At 61.0% G+C, this 15991-nt stretch carries 20 protein-coding genes; 12 read left to right on the forward strand and 8 right to left on the reverse strand.

Features of this window, described 5'->3' with window-relative positions; translation table 11 throughout:
* Positions 1-3 precede the first annotated feature (3 nt).
* From ACR0J5_RS17275 to ACR0J5_RS17295, 5 genes are all read right to left on the reverse strand, one after another.
* Entirely contained in the window at positions 4-1458 is a 1455-nt protein-coding gene (locus tag ACR0J5_RS17275) for an efflux RND transporter periplasmic adaptor subunit (protein WP_480655564.1), read from the reverse strand.
* Between the two features lie 106 nt (positions 1459-1564).
* On the reverse strand, positions 1565-2107 hold the full coding sequence (gene moaB / locus ACR0J5_RS17280; protein ID WP_480655566.1) for a molybdenum cofactor biosynthesis protein B: 543 nt from the start codon (positions 2105-2107) through the stop codon (positions 1565-1567).
* Positions 2108-2113: 6 nt separating this feature from the next.
* Positions 2114-2734, reverse strand: coding sequence for a LysE family translocator (locus tag ACR0J5_RS17285; RefSeq protein ID WP_480655568.1), 621 nt, complete (start codon positions 2732-2734; stop codon positions 2114-2116).
* Positions 2731-3330: a metallophosphoesterase family protein gene (locus ACR0J5_RS17290; RefSeq protein ID WP_480655570.1), complete on the reverse strand. Its 600-nt coding sequence runs from the start codon at positions 3328-3330 to the stop codon at positions 2731-2733. The genes ACR0J5_RS17285 and ACR0J5_RS17290 overlap by 4 nt, the downstream gene beginning before the upstream one ends.
* On the reverse strand, positions 3330-4094 hold the full coding sequence (locus tag ACR0J5_RS17295; protein WP_480655572.1) for a uracil-DNA glycosylase: 765 nt from the start codon (positions 4092-4094) through the stop codon (positions 3330-3332). Before ACR0J5_RS17295 ends, ACR0J5_RS17290 begins: the two co-directional genes overlap by 1 nt.
* Positions 4095-4179: 85 nt before the next feature.
* On the opposite strand from ACR0J5_RS17295, the gene ACR0J5_RS17300 reads away from it, so the two are divergent.
* The 9 genes from ACR0J5_RS17300 (at position 4180) to ACR0J5_RS17340 (ending at position 9979) form a co-directional block, all read left to right on the forward strand.
* Positions 4180-4830 carry a scavenger receptor class F, member 2 gene (locus ACR0J5_RS17300; protein ID WP_480655574.1) on the forward strand — a complete coding sequence of 217 codons (651 nt, stop codon included), beginning with the start codon at positions 4180-4182 and terminating at the stop codon, positions 4828-4830.
* A gap of 59 nt (positions 4831-4889) precedes the next feature.
* Complete coding sequence (locus ACR0J5_RS17305; RefSeq protein WP_480655576.1) at positions 4890-5825, forward strand: aspartate carbamoyltransferase catalytic subunit; 936 nt, start codon at positions 4890-4892, stop codon at positions 5823-5825.
* Entirely contained in the window at positions 5822-6340 is a 519-nt protein-coding gene (locus ACR0J5_RS17310; RefSeq protein WP_480655578.1) for a hypothetical protein, read from the forward strand. Before ACR0J5_RS17305 ends, ACR0J5_RS17310 begins: the two co-directional genes overlap by 4 nt.
* Positions 6325-6711: a hypothetical protein gene (locus tag ACR0J5_RS17315; RefSeq protein ID WP_480655580.1), complete on the forward strand. Its 387-nt coding sequence runs from the start codon at positions 6325-6327 to the stop codon at positions 6709-6711. Before ACR0J5_RS17310 ends, ACR0J5_RS17315 begins: the two co-directional genes overlap by 16 nt.
* Positions 6708-7160 carry a hypothetical protein gene (locus tag ACR0J5_RS17320; protein ID WP_480655582.1) on the forward strand — a complete coding sequence of 151 codons (453 nt, stop codon included), beginning with the start codon at positions 6708-6710 and terminating at the stop codon, positions 7158-7160. Before ACR0J5_RS17315 ends, ACR0J5_RS17320 begins: the two co-directional genes overlap by 4 nt.
* Entirely contained in the window at positions 7157-8437 is a 1281-nt protein-coding gene (gene pyrC, locus ACR0J5_RS17325; protein ID WP_480655584.1) for a dihydroorotase, read from the forward strand. The genes ACR0J5_RS17320 and pyrC overlap by 4 nt, the downstream gene beginning before the upstream one ends.
* A complete protein-coding gene (gene plsY, locus ACR0J5_RS17330) occupies positions 8437-9042 on the forward strand; it encodes a glycerol-3-phosphate 1-O-acyltransferase PlsY (protein WP_480655586.1) in 606 nt (201 codons plus the stop codon). The genes pyrC and plsY overlap by 1 nt, the downstream gene beginning before the upstream one ends.
* Positions 9039-9308 carry a hypothetical protein gene (locus tag ACR0J5_RS17335; RefSeq protein ID WP_480655588.1) on the forward strand — a complete coding sequence of 90 codons (270 nt, stop codon included), beginning with the start codon at positions 9039-9041 and terminating at the stop codon, positions 9306-9308. Before plsY ends, ACR0J5_RS17335 begins: the two co-directional genes overlap by 4 nt.
* 194 nt (positions 9309-9502) lie before the next feature.
* Entirely contained in the window at positions 9503-9979 is a 477-nt protein-coding gene (locus tag ACR0J5_RS17340) for a YHS domain-containing (seleno)protein (RefSeq protein ID WP_480655590.1), read from the forward strand.
* Between the two features lie 67 nt (positions 9980-10046).
* Here the strand turns inward: ACR0J5_RS17340 and ACR0J5_RS17345 are convergent, their stop codons facing one another.
* The 3 genes from ACR0J5_RS17345 to ACR0J5_RS17355 all read right to left on the reverse strand — a co-directional run bounded on the left by ACR0J5_RS17345 (position 10047) and on the right by ACR0J5_RS17355 (position 12896).
* The gene (locus tag ACR0J5_RS17345) at positions 10047-11030 is read right to left on the reverse strand and encodes a quinone oxidoreductase family protein (protein WP_480655591.1); all 984 of its coding nucleotides are present in this window, start codon (positions 11028-11030) and stop codon (positions 10047-10049) included.
* A gap of 130 nt (positions 11031-11160) precedes the next feature.
* Entirely contained in the window at positions 11161-12147 is a 987-nt protein-coding gene (locus ACR0J5_RS17350; RefSeq protein WP_480655593.1) for an NAD(P)H-quinone oxidoreductase, read from the reverse strand.
* A 56-nt stretch (positions 12148-12203) separates the two neighbouring features.
* A complete protein-coding gene (locus tag ACR0J5_RS17355) occupies positions 12204-12896 on the reverse strand; it encodes a COQ9 family protein (RefSeq protein WP_480655595.1) in 693 nt (230 codons plus the stop codon).
* Between the two features lie 110 nt (positions 12897-13006).
* Here ACR0J5_RS17355 and rpsU point away from each other — a divergent pair, with 110 nt between their 5' ends.
* The 3 genes from rpsU to ACR0J5_RS17370 all read left to right on the forward strand — a co-directional run bounded on the left by rpsU (position 13007) and on the right by ACR0J5_RS17370 (position 15952).
* On the forward strand, positions 13007-13213 hold the full coding sequence (gene rpsU, locus ACR0J5_RS17360; RefSeq protein WP_005614280.1) for a 30S ribosomal protein S21: 207 nt from the start codon (positions 13007-13009) through the stop codon (positions 13211-13213).
* 299 nt (positions 13214-13512) lie between these two features.
* Positions 13513-14451, forward strand: a complete 939-nt coding sequence (locus tag ACR0J5_RS17365; RefSeq protein ID WP_480655597.1) for a CAP domain-containing protein — start codon at positions 13513-13515, stop codon at positions 14449-14451.
* A gap of 202 nt (positions 14452-14653) precedes the next feature.
* Positions 14654-15952 carry a CAP domain-containing protein gene (locus ACR0J5_RS17370; RefSeq protein ID WP_480655599.1) on the forward strand — a complete coding sequence of 433 codons (1299 nt, stop codon included), beginning with the start codon at positions 14654-14656 and terminating at the stop codon, positions 15950-15952.
* Positions 15953-15991: the final 39 nt, after the last annotated feature.

A 15991-nucleotide genomic window follows, 5' to 3' on the forward strand; every position in this document is an offset into this window, starting at 1 on the left:
GCGCTAGCCCCCCGCCCGCGTCTCGATGCGGCGCACCAAATCGGCGGGCACTTGGGCCGCTTTCAGCTGGCTCAGCGCGCTGGCCTTGGCCTCGTTGGTCATCTGGTTGCTGGATTCCACCTGCGCCACCAGTTCAGCGCGCTGTTCGTCAGACAGTTCGACCATGCCGGGATCGATATCGGCCTGGTCTTCTTCCCGCAGGGGGCGCACCCGGACACCGCCACCCAACAAGGGCGTGCGACCAATCACAACCTCGCGCCCGACCAGACCCTGCCCGCGCAGCAACACCTCATCACCCTGGCGGCGGATCAGTTGTACCGGCAAGGTCTCAAGCCTGTCATCTGGGCCCAGCACCAGAACCGAGCCCGCCGCATCCAGCACCGAAGACGGCAGCCGCACCACGTTTTCCAGCGGCTGCTCTTCAACCGTGACTGTCACGAAATCACCGGGTTTGAACCCCGGAGCGTCATCCAGGCGGGCATAGACCAGCCGACCTGTCTGACCCTCACCCGCGGACCCGCTGTCGCGACTGATACGGCCCGTGGCGGTCAGATCGGTACCAGTAACCTCAAGCGAGACAGTGACAGGCGCGTTGATCAACGCGCCCTCGGCATCCAAAAGGCGCACAAACTGCGCAGTCGAGACACGGAACGCCACTTCAAGCGCAGTGGGGTCGACCAGTTCGGCCAGCTTTTCGTTCGCGGCCACCAAGCGCCCTTCGACCAGCGTCACATCTGTCAGCGTACCGCCAAAGCGCGCCCGGATGGTCATGTCATTCAAATCCCGCTCGGCGGCCTCCAGCGCGATGCGGGCGCGGGCCAGCAAGGTGGTTGCCTGATCGACTCGCGATTCAGCCTGCGCCAGCGCGATGCGGCGCGCCAGCACCGATTGCTGCGCAACGGCCTCGGCCAGCTCGGCGGCCTCAACCGCAGCGGGGGTTCCCACGCCGCGGCTTTGCAGGTCTTTCTGCCGCTGCATGGCCCGGCCCTGCAAAGCGGCCTGCGCCTCGGCCGAATTCAACTCATCCTGCGCCAGCAGCAGAGACCGTTCCGCATCCCGTTCCTCAAACTGGGCATCCAACAGGTCGGACTTTGCCCGATCCAGCGCCGATTGCGCGTCTGCAGGGTCCAGTTCAACAAGCACTTCGCCCGCCGTCACCGCACCCCCGTCTTCGAAATCCTCGGACAGCGCGGTCACACGCCCACCAAGGGCGGCGCGCAGTTCAAGACGGCGGCGGCTTTGAACCTCACCAAACGCCTCAAGCAGGGGGGTTACAGTCTCAAGCTCGGCCGGGCGGACACTGACGGCAAAGACGCGCTCACGGGACTGAGGCGGTGCGTTGTCTCGGGTCAGCGCCTCTTGCACCGCGCCGGTGATCAGCTGCGCGGCCACAAACAGCAAAGCCAGCGTCAGAAACGCCAGAAAAACACCAACAAGGCTTTGCCTTAGAAATCGCATTCCTTATTCACCCCGGTTGCTGCGCGCTGCCTTACATAAAAGGTAGCCGTGCCGCGAAATATGCCAAGCCACAAAGCGGTTATCCGATGTTATACGTGCGAACAGCTTACTTCCGTCGCAGGTGTTCGTCCAATCGGGGCATTATTTCCACAAAATTGCAGGGCCGGTGGCGGTAATCGAATTGTTTTTCAAGAATCCCGTCCCAGGCATCTTTGCACGCACCCGGACTGCCCGGCAGCGCGAACAGATAGGTGCCCTGCGCCACCCCGCCTGTGGCGCGCGACTGCACGGCGGACGTGCCGATCTTTTCCATTGAAATCAGGGTGAAGACCGTGCCGAATGCCTCGATCTCCTTTTCATATACGTCCCGGTGCGCCTCGACGGTGACGTCACGCCCGGTCAGGCCGGTGCCCCCGGTTGAGATCACGACGTCAATCTCGGGGTCTCCGGCCCACAGGCGCAACTGTGCTGCGATCTCGCCGCGCTCATCGCGGATAATCTTGCGATCCGCCAGGCTGTGTCCCGCCCGTTCGATCCGGTCGACCAATGTCTGGCCTGAGCGGTCATCCTCCAACGAACGTGTGTCCGAGACGGTCAGAACAGCGATCCGAACCGGGATGAATTCCATGCTTTCATCAATGCGTGACATGTGGCGTCAGGCCCTTTCCAAAATGGCAAGCCGGATGGCAAGGGCGGCAAAAATGCCCCCCGTCACCCAACCCATGATACGAGAGGCGCGCGGGTTCGAGATCAGAACCTTGCCCGCGCCGCCGGCAAAAACACCCACCAAGCCGTTCACCGCAAACCCGCCCAGCGCGATGATCACGCCAAAGATCAGGAATTGCGGCAGGATCGGACCCGAATTCGGGTCCACGAATTGCGGGATAAAGGCCAGAACGAACAGGATCACCTTGGGGTTGGTCAGATTCACCACCATCCCATCCCGAAAGGCATGCGTTGTGGGTTTCGCGGGGGCATCGGCTGACACCGCCCCGTTCCGGATCGCCCCCCAGGCCAGATACAGCAGATAGGCCACACCCAGCCAGCGGATGACATCGAACACCCATGGCAGGCTGTTCACCGCCGCGCCAAGACCCAGCCCTGCCAGTAAAACATGCACCATCAGCCCCGCCGATACACCGGCACTGGCGGCCAGCGCCGGTCTGGACCCTGATCGCAAACCCTGACCGAAACAGAACATCATATCCGCGCCGGGGGTGAAGTTCAGCGCCATAGCGGCGGGGATGAAGGCCAGCAGGGTCACTGTTTCAATCATTGGCCCACCTCGAACCAATTTACCGTTGGGCCCAGATTGGCAACCTGTGTCTGCCCGACAGCGCCGCGATAGCCCCAGCTGTCATGGATATGGCCGCAGAACACGATGTTCGGTTGCAGCCGCTCCACGGCATTGCGCACAGAGGTCGATCCCACGGACACCCCGCCCGAGGTGACATCGCCAAATCCTTTGGGCGGAGAATGGGTGATCAGCACGTCCGCAGCGTCGCAGCGATCCAGCAATTCTGCCGCCTCGGCCTCGGTCAGATCGCAGGACCAGTCGCCAAAGGGTGTGACCGGCACGCCGTAGCCCAGCCCGAACAGGCGCAGACCGTCCAGCGTCATCCCGCTGCCATGCAGCACATGCCAGCCTTCGGGCGCGGCATCCGTCAGTTCTTGCGCGCTTTCGGCGTTTCCGGGCACCATCACAAACGGGGCCGAGATGCCCGAAAGCATCTGCATCGCCTCATCCAGACCTTGCCGCATGTTGCAGAAATCACCGGCTCCGATCACCAGATCGGCCCCGGCGCTGGCGGCCACAATGTCAGCCGCCCGGTTGCGCGCCATGTGCAGATCGGAAAAGGCCAGAATGCGCATCACTTGCCCCCTAGCCGGACTTTCAGCTCTAACAGATCCGCCCAGGCGTGGCGCTTGGCCTGCGGCTGGCGCAGCAGATAGGCCGGGTGGAACATCGGGATCACCGGCAGCTCCAGCGCCTGATCCCATTGTCCCCGCAGCCGGGTGATGCCGCGTTTGCCCAGCACCGCCTGACAGCTGATATTGCCCATGACCACCAATACATCCGGTTTTGCCAAGGCAACGTGCCGTTCAAGGAAAGGCTTCATCATCCCGATTTCTTCGGGTTTAGGGTCGCGGTTCTGCGGCGGCCGCCATGGCAGCACATTGGTGATATAGACGTTCTGGCCGCGATCCAGATCAATCGCCGCCAACATCCGGTCCAGCAACTGCCCCGCGCGGCCCACAAAAGGCTTGCCCGCGCGGTCTTCCTCGCGCCCCGGCGCTTCGCCGATGATCATCACCTGTACGCCCGGTGTGCCGTCGGCAAACACCAATTGCCGCGCACCACGTTTCAGCTCGCAATGCTCATACGCATCCATCGCCGCGCGCAACTGATCCAGTGACGCGGCCCCCTGTGCTGCGGCTTTGGCCACCTGAACCGGGTCTACCTGCTTGGGCTTTTCCGGGGCAGCGGCCACAGCGGTCGGTTTCTTGGCCTTGGGCGCAGTGTCCGGCAGCGCATAGCGATCCACCGGGGCATCCCCGATTGCATCCGTTGCGCCCAGTTCGATCTGCCAATCCAGCAGCGCCCGCGCGGTGTGATAGTCCAATGCCGATTCCATAGACCTCAATCTAACCAGCTTTTGACCGAGGGAAAGCGAATTGCCCTTGATCGGGCGTCCCGTCGCACCGACCATTGGCGCATTCATGGCTGTTGTGTTGCGATTCCTTTTGACCATTGCCCTGCTGATCACATTCAGCGGCCCCGTCTTTGCGCAGATCAACACCCGCGAAGGGCTGCACAATCGGGGCGGAATACAAGACCGAACCCCCCAATGTCGCGGCGGGCAGTCAAAATGTGGCAACCGGTGCTGCTCGGCCGGGCAGCGATGCAGCTTTGACAACCACTGTATCCCCCTGGGCGGCACCTATTGCGGTGGCGGTCTGTCCTGCGGCCCGTTCGAACGCTGCATCGGCAGCCGCCGATGCGCCCCCAAGGGCGAAAACAAATGCCGCACAAGCCTGGATTGCCCAAGCGGCACCTCGTGCAATGGGCGCGGCGAGTGCGAGGCGATCTCGCTCAAGTTCACACTGCCCAAGCCCAGCGCCAGATGTGACGACGGCAGCACCTGCGCCACGGGCACCGCCTGCTTGCCGGGCGGCGGATGCACGCGCCCCGGCTGGTTTTTATGCGAGGAAACCGGCTCGCAATGCCGCCAGGGGTTCAAATGCTCGGCCAATCAGGGATGCGTGCCGGTCAAAGCGGTCGATTGCGGCAATGCCAGGTGGTGCAAACCCGGTGAACAGTGCCTGCCCGATGGCGGGTGCGAGAAACTGCCCGAAGGGTCTGATCCTTAGGTTGCCTTGGCCCGCGCGGCTTCTTATAAGCGGCTCGATTGTCAGACCGGAGCCCGCCCATGCGTTTTGCCCATCGTCACCTTCTTGGCATCGAGCATCTGTCGCAATCCGATATCACCGCCATTCTTGATCTGGCCGAGACCTATGTCGACCTGAACCGGCAATCGGCCAAGCATTCCGATGTGCTGTCGGGGCTGACGCAGATCAACATGTTCTTTGAGAACTCGACCCGCACGCAGGCCAGTTTTGAACTGGCAGGCAAGCGGCTGGGCGCGGATGTGATGAACATGGCGATGCAGGCCAGCTCGATCAAAAAGGGCGAGACGCTGATCGACACGGCGATGACGCTGAACGCGATGCATCCCGATCTGCTGGTGGTGCGGCATCCGCATTCCGGTGCCGTGGACCTACTGGCGCAGAAAGTGAATTGCGCGGTGTTGAATGCCGGTGACGGGCGGCACGAACACCCGACGCAGGCCCTGCTGGACGCGCTGACCATCCGCCGCGCCAAGGGTCGCCTGCACCGGCTGAACATCGCAATCTGCGGAGACGTGGCGCATTCCCGCGTGGCGCGCTCGAACCTGATCCTGCTGGGCAAGATGGAAAACCGCATCCGTCTGATCGGCCCGCCTACGCTGGTTCCCGGCCAGTTCGCAGAATTTGGTGCCGAGATTTACGACGACATGAACGACGGCCTGCGCGACGTCGACGTCGTCATGATGCTGCGCCTCCAGAAAGAGCGCATGGATGGCGGTTTCATCCCGTCCGAGCGCGAATATTACCACCGCTACGGGCTGGATGCGGCGAAACTGGCGCTGGCCAAGCCCGATGCCATCGTCATGCATCCCGGCCCGATGAATCGCGGCGTGGAAATCGACGGCACGCTGGCTGATGACATCAACCGATCCGTCATTCAGGAACAGGTTGAGATGGGCGTCGCCGTCCGCATGGCCGCGATGGAGCTGTTGGCCCGGAACCTGCGCGAGGCCGCATGAGCGATCTGACCATCGCCCCCCATGAACGCGGTGTGATCCGCCTGTTCACGCTGGACATGCGCGCCGAAGAGGCGAAGTTCCTGCGTGAACCCGGTGCTGCTGATCAGGTTCTAGGGGTCGAGGGGCTGGACGCAGAGCAGATTGATGTCTTTCCGGTCTCGGACCTCGAAGACCTTGGGCTTTATGGATACCTGCACGAAGGCTGCGGCGTGTCCGAGGATCAGCTGAACCGTACTGCACTCGACGCCATCGAAGGCTGGGTGATGGTGGTGCGCAGCGCCGCGTTTCACGACCGCGCCACCGATTTGACGCCGGACCCAAGGGTTCACCTACAAGGTCTCTATACCGAAGAGGCCACCAACTGGACCGGCGGGCCGATCAAAACCGAAAGCGCACGGCCCTTCTCGGCCCCGCAGTCACCGGTCGAGACCGGTCAGTCCAATCGTGTCGGCTCGGCCCTTTTGGCGGTGATCATCCTATTTGTTGTCGGAGGTGCCCTGTGGCTGATCCTGTAACCTTCACCCCGCACAAACGCGCCTATATCCAGACCAACCTGACCCTGGCCGCCATCGCCATGGCGGGGGCAATGATCGTGCTTTGGCTGATCGGCAACCCCTATGTCTGGACCGGAGCGCCCGCGGGTCTGGCCGCCATCGGCTTCCGCGCGTGGTATCTGGCGTCTGAGGAACTGACAAATACGTGGGAGATGTCTGACACCACCCTCACCGGCCCCGGCCCGCGCGTCGTGCCGCTGAATCAGATTGAGGCGGTCAACATCATGGGCAGTTTCGTGCAGGTCGTCACCAAAAGCGGCGACAAACACCTGATCAAATACCAAGCCGACCCCGCCGCCACCAAAGCCGCCATCGAAAGGGCCATTGGATGAGCGACGACTGGTGGCGCGAGAAAATACCCGACAATGAAGGGGTTCTGTGGGCCGGTCAGCCCTATCAAGGCTATTTTCCTCCGCGTCTGCGTTGGGCCTACGGGATTCTGGTTGCCAGCCTTGGTCTGGCCTGGCTCGCCAGCCCGTGGTTTGCAGACACCGTGCGCGATTACTGGCAACTGATCAGTTGCACGCTGCTGCTGGCGTTTTTCATGTGGTGGGATCGGTTGATCCGCACGCGACGCGTCTATGTGGTGACCGATCGCAATGTCTGGTGGATCAGCGCGATCTTCAAAGCGAAATCCATTCCCGTTCATCCCGACCTGAAATTCTATCGCAACGGACGGAACATCGTATTCTCGCACCTGCGATTTCGCGTGTTCGAATACCTGCCCGACCCGGACGCCGCCATGGCAGCCCTGACCAAAGCCCGAGAGGCCCAGACATGACCGACCAGATTTTCACCAACACCCGCCTGATCGACCCCGAGGCCGGAACGGACACGCTTGGCTGGCTGCAGGTCTCAGAGGGCCGCATAGCCGCCCTTGGTCAGGGTGCCGCTCCGGCCTCGGACGCGCAGGTGATCGACTGCGATGGGCAATGTCTGGCCCCCGGCATCGTCGATATCGGCGTCAAGGTCTGCGAGCCGGGCGAGCGGCACAAGGAAAGCTATAAATCCGCCGGTCTGGCCGCTGCTGCTGGCGGTGTGACCACTATCGTCACCCGCCCTGACACGCTGCCCGCCGTGGACACGCCGGAAACGCTGGAATTCGCAACCCGCCGCGCTCAGGCGGATGCGCCGGTCAACGTGTTGCCCATGGCAGCCCTGACCAAAGCCCGCGAAGGCCGCGAGATGACCGAGATCGGCTTTCTGCAAGACGCAGGTGCCGTGGCTTTTACCGATTGCGACCATGTGATCGCCAATACCAAAGTGTTTTCCCGCGCGCTGACCTATGCGAAATCCTGCGGCGCGCTGGTGATTGCACACCCGCAGGAACCCATCCTGAGCGCCGGGGCCGCTGCCACCAGCGGCAAGTTCGCCGCGCTTTACGGTCTGCCCGCCGTCTCGCCCATGGCCGAGCGCATGGGGCTGGATCGCGACATCGCTCTGCTTGAAATGACCGGCGCCAAGTACCACGCCGATCAGATCACCACCGCCCGCGCCCTGCCCGCATTGGACCGCGCCAAGCGCAACGGGCTGGACATCACCGCAGGCACATCGATCCACCATCTGACGCTGAATGAGCTGGACGTGGCCGACTATCGCACCTTCTTCAAGGTCAAGCCGCCGCTTCGGTCCGAGGACGACCGCCAGGCGGTGATCGAAGCCGTGCGGACCGGGCTGATTGACATCATCAGTTCCATGCACACCCCGCAGGACGAAGAAAGCAAGCGCCTGCCGTTTGAAGAGGCGGCCTCGGGCGCAGTCGCGCTGGAAACCCTGCTGCCCGCCGCGCTGCGGCTCTATCATGCGGATCAACTGGACCTGCCGACCCTGTTCCGCGCCATGGCCCTGAATCCGGCGAAACGGCTGGGGCTGGACTCGGGTCGTCTGGCCGAGGGTGCACCCGCCGATTTGGTGCTGTTCGACCCGGATGTGCCTATTGTGCTGGATCGGTTTGCCCTGAAATCGAAATCGCAGAACACACCGTTTGACGGGCAGCGCATGCAGGGTAAGGTCTCTGCAACTTATGTTGCAGGCCAAGAAGTATATCGGAGACCCTGATGCCCCCAATCGACAGTACGACGACCCAGCTGATCCTCTGGGCCGCGATGGGATATCTGATGGGATCGATCCCCTTTGGTATGATCCTTGCCAAAGTCATGGGCCTGGGCAACCTGCGCGAAATCGGGTCCGGCAATATCGGCGCAACCAATGTGCTGCGCACCGGCAACAAAGCCGCCGCCGCGCTGACGCTGATCCTGGACGCGGCCAAGGGGGTGGTCGCTGTCTTGCTCGCCCGGGCGCTGGCGGGCGAAGATGCCGCCCAGATCGCAGCACTGGCTGCCTTTCTTGGGCATTGCTTTCCGGTCTGGTTGGGGTTCAAGGGCGGCAAGGGCGTGGCCACCTTTTTCGGCCTGTGGCTGGCACTGGACTGGCGCGTGGGCGTGGCCTGTTGTGTGACCTGGCTGGTGACGGTGGCGATCTGGCGCATGTCTTCGCTGGGGGCGCTGGTCGCGGCCTCGCTTTCAACCATCTGGGTGCTGTTGCTGACCGATGGGACAGGCTTTTTCCTGGGCATCGTACTGACCCTGCTGGTCTATTGGCGTCACGGCAGCAACATCTCGCGGATCAAAGCCGGGACTGAGCCCAAAGTCGGCCAGTCTTGAACGAGACCGGCCCTTTTCTGAACGCCTTCTTCTCTCTCCCGCTTGGAACTTGCACCGGACGCAGCAATGACCGGCGCTATGTGGTCAGCCGAACAGTGCTGGCCAATGGCAAAAGCCACAAGCTCGTCGCGCATGAGTTGGGTGGCACGGATTACATCAGCCTAAACCTGTATCTGACGCAAAACAGCGGTGCGCTGCTGCGTCCGTGCGAAATGCCCGCGCAGAAAGTCATTGATTTTGTGACCTCATTTATCGCCGATCCCTGACCCTTTTTGCGCATTTTTGAACATCCGCCCTTCGCATGCGCACATTCACAATTGATTGTTTTGAACGTGATGACGGGATTACCCACTTCGGTTTCGTGACGGCCAATTACCGACCGCACGGAACAAAATCGAAAGGGTTGCCCAGACACAATTCCCGTGTCGTCCGGTGGCTCAATTCACGAAAGGTGAAAACCATGAACAAGATCAAATCCCTCATCGGCGGCGTTGCACTGTCCGTCGCAGTTGCAAGCACGGCCCTGGCCGCTGGCGTTGAACTGAACGCAAGCTCGACCGGCCTGGCGCTGCAGGGTTATGACCCGGTTGCCTACTTCACCGTTGGCGAGGCCACCAAAGGCGATTACCGCATCACCACCCTGCACAATGATGCACTGTACCGCTTTGCCAATGAAGAAAACAAAGCAGCCTTCGAAGAAAACCCCGAAGCGTACCTGCCCGCATATGGCGGCTACTGCGCATTCGGCACCGCGATGGGCTTCAAGTTCGACGGCGACCCGAACTATTGGAAAATCGTTGACAACAAGCTGTACCTGAACCTGTCGGCAGACATTCAGGAACGCTGGGAAGGCGACATCCCGGGCTTTAACGAGCGGGCAGACGCCAACTGGAAAGACATCGCAGAGAAAACGCCGGCCGAACTGCAAGCGCAGTAATCCGACCGCTTAGGCGAAAGAACCGGTGGCAGAGAGATCTGCCGCCGGTTTTCTTTTGTACAGGCACTTATACTTCCAGAACCGTACTGCCCGTGGTCTGACGCGCCTCAAGCGCGCGATGGGCATCGGCCACCTGATCCAGCGCAAAACGCTGATCGATGTGAATCTTGACCTCGCCGCCTTCGACCTTGTTGAACAGACGCCGCGCCATGGCCTGACAGACGGCATGATCCGCAATATGGGTGAACAGCGTCGGCCGCGTGATCTTGAGCGAGCCTTTTTTGCCCAAAACCCCGATATCCATCAGCGGCACCGGCCCCGACGCATTGCCGAAGGAAATCATCATGCCCAGCGGTTTCAGGCAATCCAGCGATCCGTTGAACGTATCCGCCCCGATGGAATCCATGACAACATCAACGCCTTTGCCGCCGGTGATCTCGGCCACGCGTTCGGCAAAGTTTTCCGTCCGGTAGTTGATGCAATGGGCTGCGCCGTTGAATTGCGCCAGACTGCATTTTTCGTCTGTTCCGGCCGTACCGATCAGGGTGATCCCCTCAGACTTGGCCCACTGACAGGCGATCAACCCCACCCCACCGGCAGCGGCATGGAACAGAACGGTATCCCCGCGCCTCAGCGGTGTTGTGCGGTGAAACAGATATTCGACCGTCATCCCCTTGAGCATCATCGCCGCCGCCGCGTCATAGGTGATCCCCTCGGGCAAAGGACAGACCTGCGCGGCGGGCATCACCCTTGCCTCGGCATAGGCGCCTGAGGGCGCGGCGGCATAGGCGGCGCGCTGACCAGGCTGCAAATGGGTGACGCCCTCGCCCACGGCCTCAATCACGCCTGCGGCCTCCATCCCCAACGCATGCGGCAGCTCTAGCGGGTAGAGACCGGTGCGTTGATACACATCGATGAAATTCAACCCGCAGGCCCTGTGCCGGATGCGCACCTCACCGGGGCCGGGCTCGCCCACGGGGCGGTCTTCGATCCTCAGAACTTCGGGGCCGCCGTGTTCATGAATGACGACGGTTCTTGCCGTTTGCTGCATGCTGACCTCCTGTTGCCTGACGCCAAGCTAACACGCCTGAAAATAAGGGCAATCGGCAGGATTTGGCCGCATGCAACCTCAGCGTGAAAATCACGCTGAGATGCGGCTCTTTGCGCAGATTAGAACGGCCTTAACCGGCCACGTTCAGAACGATCTTGCCAATATGGCCCGAGCTTTCCATCCGCGCATGGGCCGCTGCGGCATCGGCCAAATCGAATGCGCTGTCCATGACGGGGGCGACCTTTCCGGCCTCAAGCAGGGGCCAGACCGCTTCGCGCAGGTTTTGCGCAATCCGCGCCTTGGCCAGATCGCTTTGAGGGCGCAGGGTGCTGCCGGTCAGGGTCAGGCGTTTCACCATCATCAGAGCAAAGTTCAGCTCGACCTGTGGGCCTTGCAGGAATGCGATTTGCACCAGCCGGCCATCTTCGGCCAGTGATTTCACGTTGCGCGGGATATAGTCACCGCCCACCATATCGAGGATCAGGTTCGCGCCCCCTTCGGCTCGCATGACGCCAACAAAATCCTCATCGCGGTAGTTGATCGCGCGTTCCGCACCCAGTTTCAGGCAGGCTTCGCATTTCTCGTCCGATCCGGCGGTGGCAAAGACCCGCGCGCCAAAGCTGTGGGCCAGTTGAATCGCCGTGGTCCCGATCCCGCTGGAGCCGCCATGGACCAGAAACCGTTCCCCTGCTTTCAGCCCGCCACGCATGAAGACGTTGGACCAGGCGGTAAAGAAGGTCTCGGGCAGGCAAGCGGCCTCTTTCAGCCCCATGCTCTGAGGCACCGGAAGACAATGCGCGGCCGGGGTGGCCACATATTCGGCATAGCCACCACCGGGTAGCAGGGCACAAACCTGATCACCGATCGACAGCCCCTCAACACCCGGCCCCACGGCAACCACTTCGCCCGAGGCCTCAAGCCCCGGCAAATCGCTGGCACCCGGGGGCGGATCATAGGCCCCGGCCCGCTGCAACGCGTCAGGGCGGTTCACCCCGGCATAGGCCACTTTCAGCACCACCTGACCCGCTTGCGCCTCGGGGACCGGGCGCTCGGTCAGTTGCAAAACATCCGGGCCGCCGGGCTTGGTGATTTCTACAGCGCGCATCGTCTGGGTCATGGGCAAATCCTCCTTGGCCCAATGCCTAGCAGGCTAATTCGGGAAGGCCCAGACGCTTACTTGCGCGGGTTCAGCATCCCCGGCAAATCCGCCCGCATTTTCATCGGAGGTTTGACTTGACCGGCAAGCCAGTTCGGCACGGCCAGAAAGGGTTTGAACAGCGGGTTGCCATTCACCTGCGCCTTGAGCTTTTCGATCTGCATCACGTTGTCGATACGGCGATCCAGAAACGACCAGGTCCTTTCATGGTCCGGCGAGTCGTCGCCCAGCCAGAACAACAGGGTCGAGGAATACACCCCCGACAGAGTCGCCCGCTTGGTGTACCAGTTCACATCATCCGACGTGTCGCCCAGCGTGTCCCAGATCAGATCGCAGGTCTGCCACAATGCTTTAGCCCCATCCGCTGCATGGGTTGGTAGGGAAAACAGCGTCATGCCACGGCGCACCAGTTCTTTGTCGGGTACGGCTTCAAGCCGGAATCGGACAGCAGCAGCCACCTTTTCGCGGAACTTCATCTCGGACATATCGGTGGTGGTCAGACGTTCGACCATCGCCGCATCCCCGCGCGCATGGAACGCCAGCGCCAGATCGACCGCCCCACGCGGGCAGATCGCGCGGGCCAGACCGTCATCCAGATCGCAGTCGCTGATGGCGGCGCGAAAGCTGGCCTCGGACCAGCCATCGAACGGCACATGCATCAGGATGGCGTCCAAAAGCTGTTGTTTTGTATCTTCGTAGGTAACGGTCATGGCGGTTCTCCGGTTCTGGGACCCAGTACTAGACAAGATAGGTGCGCTTTGCTATACGGCCACTTCCTGCAAATCCTTGCAACTCTATCTAGAAAGGTGGTGACAACCACATGCAGGTTAGTGTTCGCGACAATAACGTCGATCAGGCGCTTCGTGCCCTGAAGAAAAAGCTGCAGCGCGAAGGCGTTTTCCGTGAAATGAAGCTCAAGCAACATTTCGAGAAACCGTCCGAGAAAAAAGCGCGTGAGAAAGCTGAAGCGATTCGTCGTGCCCGTAAACTGGCACGCAAGAAAGCCCAGCGCGAAGGTCTGCTCTAAGCACCTGACGCTCTTCCAGCTTTGGATGACACTATTTGACGACCCCCGAGGCCCCGCCCGGGGGTTTGTCGTTTTCGACACCAGTTGCAATCCGCCGATCCGGCCCCGAGCCTCAGCAACAAGCCGCCAGTTCTGACTCGGCAGGATTTTGCCCGGCATTTTGCAGCGCAGCGAATCGTTCTCTGACAGCACGCGCCTGCCGGAATTCGCGCAAATCCACGCCCCCTCTGTCCGCCGTTCGAATGCCCCGTGTAATTGGCCCCGTCTACTCAGACGACCACTCATAACCGGAGGCAGAAATGTCGACTGCAAGTACAATCGAGCAGGAAATGCTGGCGCTGATCAACCAAGAGCGCACATCCCGCGGGCTGGAGCCCCTGAAACTGGAAACCAACCTGAACGCATCGGCCGAGGATCATAGTGAATGGATGCTGGACGCAGACAGATTCAGCCACACGGGCTCGAACGGGTCCAGCGCGACCGAGCGGATGCGGGATGCCGGCTTTGATTTCTCGGGCAGCTGGCGATCGGGCGAAAACATCGCGTGGCAATCTGAACGCGGCGCGCCAGGGATCAGCGATGATGTCGCGCAATTGCACCAAAACCTGATGAACAGCCCGGGCCACCGCGCCAACATCCTGAACCCCGATTTCGAATATATCGGCATCGGGATCGAGGAAGGCGACTATAACGGGTGGGATGCCGTGATGGTCACGCAGAACTTTGCCACCACCGACGGTGAGGTGGTTCTGGACACCGGCGTCGCCCCCGCAGCGCCCGAGGAAGAAGTGACTGACCCGCAAACCCCCATTGCAGAAGTCCCCGAACCCGACGCAACCGAGACGCCCGCCACAGATCTGGTTGAGGTCGAGGAACCGGTCGACCAAACGCCCGAAACCGAGGACACTCCCGAGGTCGTCGCGACTCCGGTTCAGGAAACCGAGACCCCGGAACCCGTTGCTCAAACCCCTGTTGAAACAGCGTTCGACGTCGATGCGTTCCTTGCGTCTATTCTTGAGTTCTTTAACAGCCCTCGCAGGCCCGCCGATGAGTTCGAATTGGCTGAAACCGAAACGGCCGATGCTGCGGCAGAGGATGATGCGTTCATGCTGTTTTGGGATCGTTGCGAAGAAACCCCGACTGAGTCGCCCCCCGAGTCGGTCGCTGCAGATACCCTGCAAAATGGGTTTTTGTGGCAAATACCGGTCGATGACGACTATGTGATGAGCTTTTTCTGACGTCTGAGACGGTGTTTGGGGCACTGCACCGGTGCCCCTCGGCCCTATATTGGCCCGTCTGCGCGGGTTTTTGCACAAACATAACGATCTCGGTGGTGACAATTCGCCGAGTGGGTCGGGCCGCCCAGATTGCGACCTTATCCCGCCAAATTCTCGCCATTAAGGTCGCTCCAAAATAACGAATTCTTACGGAGGCAGAGTCATGTCCAACGCTAGCGCGCTAGAACGGCAGATGCTTGCACTGATCAATGAAGAACGCACAAGCCGGGGGCTACAGCCTCTGCAGCTTGAACAGAGGCTGAATGATTCAGCCGAAGACCACAGCGAATGGATGCTGCAAACAGACACGTTCAGCCACACGGGACAGGGTGGATCCAGCGCCACGGCACGCATGAGAGATGCGGGCTTTCAATTCTCTGGCGCGTGGCGTTCCGGTGAAAACATTGCGTGGCAATCTGAACGCGGACCCAATGGTGCCAGCGATGACGTCGTGCAATTGCATCAGTCTCTGATGAACAGCCCCGGCCACCGGGCCAATATCCTGAACCCCAATTTTAAATATATCGGAATCGGGATCGAAGAAGGCGACTTCAACGGATGGGACGCTGTGATCGTCACGCAAAACTTTGCGACGACTTCGGCACCGGTTCTGTTGGATACCGGCGCATCAGGCGGCGCACCCAATCCCGCACCGTCGCCATCACCGACGCCTGCGCCAGTGCCAGTTCCCGACGAAACGCCGGAACCGGATCTTACACCGGTTCGCCAGGAAGTTTGGGCTGGGACTCAGGGAACCGCACAAGACGATTGGCTGGTGCTAAGAGACGGCAGCGCCGGGGTTCTGGACGGACGCAACGGGGCCGATACTTTGGTCGGCAAAGGCGGCTCGGATACGCTGTTGGGGCGGTACGGGTTTGACACGCTGATTGGAAATAACGGCAATGACAAAATCTATGCCGGCCACGGTAACGACAAAGCATATGGCGGCAACAACAACGACCTGATCTATGGCGGCGTGGGGCAAGACCTGCTCTATGGCGGCAATGGCCAGGATCGTCTGTTTGGCGGGGACGGGGCCGATACTGCACATGGCGGTGCAGGTTGGGATCAGGTTCAGGGCGGCAATGGCAATGACGACCTGTCTGGCGGCGACGGCAATGACAGGCTCAGTGGTCAGGCCGGCAATGACGACCTTGATGGTGGCAACGGAAACGATTGGTTGTTTGGCGGTCTGGGTGACAACGTCCTGACGGGTGGTTCCGGTGCCGACGATTTCGTTTTTGGTTATGGCGACCAGCGCGTGACCGATTTTGACGCTGACGAAGGCGATCAGGTCTTTTTGAAATTTGTCAAATCATCGATCCAAAACTACCAGGACCTGATGAACAACCACATCTCACAACGTGGCAGTGATGTCGTGATTGAGGATGACAACGGGTATCAGCTCGTGCTGGAAGACACGTCACTGTCCGAGTTGAGCAACGAAAACTTTCTGTTCTGACTTTCACGCATCAGACAGTCCCGGAATGAAAAACGCCCC

The organism is Ruegeria sp. BE1, from assembly GCF_056538885.1.